Source organism: Demequina muriae, from assembly GCF_030418295.1.
Classification (GTDB): domain Bacteria; phylum Actinomycetota; class Actinomycetes; order Actinomycetales; family Demequinaceae; genus Demequina; species Demequina muriae.
The window spans coordinates 1-701 of the sequence record NZ_JAUHQA010000017.1 but is presented as its reverse complement, the minus strand read 5'-3'; the positions used below and the strand labels follow the sequence as shown (position 1 = coordinate 701).

Sequence of the window (701 nt, the reverse complement as noted above, 5' to 3'; positions counted from 1 at the left end):
CAGCGACACGCCGGCGCGCTTGGCGACGTCCTTGATGGTGGCGTGACGCAACGAGGGGTTCTCCTTCGGATCGGCGCGCCATCCTAGCCCACCGCCACGCCGGCGTGGCGGCGCCTTCACCGCGAACGGGCGCCATCGCCGTCACGCAGGCCCACGCGGTAGCCGCGCAGGCCGTAGAAAAGGATGTAGAGGTAGCAGGGCACCATCAGGCCGGTGAACACGAGCTGGAAGTTGGCATGCTGCTTCAGGTGGGCGAACAGCTGCGGCACGATTGCGCCACCGGCGATACCCATGATCAGGAGCGCGGAGCCGACTTCGGTATGCCGTCCCAGCCCCCTGATGGCGAGCGGAAAAATCGCCGGCCACATCATGGCGTTCGCAAAACCCAGCGCCGCCACGCAGCCGACCGAGACATAACCCTGGGTGACGTAGGCGCCCAGCGAGAACAGCACGCCCATGGTCGCGGAGATGGCAAGGTAGCGCTGCTGCGAGACAAGGCGCGGAATAAGTACGAGGCCGGCAAGGTAGCCGGCGAGCATCGCCAGCATCGTGTACGAGGTAAAATGCTTGGTCGCATCCAGCGGCAACCCGAAGCCCTGGCCATAGATGCCGATCGCATCGCCGGCCATCACCTCCACGCCCACGTAGAGGAACAGGCACAGTACGCCTAGCCACAGGTGCGGGTGGCCGAAGATGCCACG

1 protein-coding gene is annotated in these 701 nt (G+C 65.8%); it reads right to left on the bottom strand.

Annotated features, from left to right (window positions below):
- Positions 1-116: 116 nt before the first annotated feature.
- On the bottom strand, positions 117-701 hold a 585-nt coding region (gluP, locus tag QQX02_RS13145), incomplete at its 5' end, for a glucose/galactose MFS transporter (protein ID WP_301143811.1).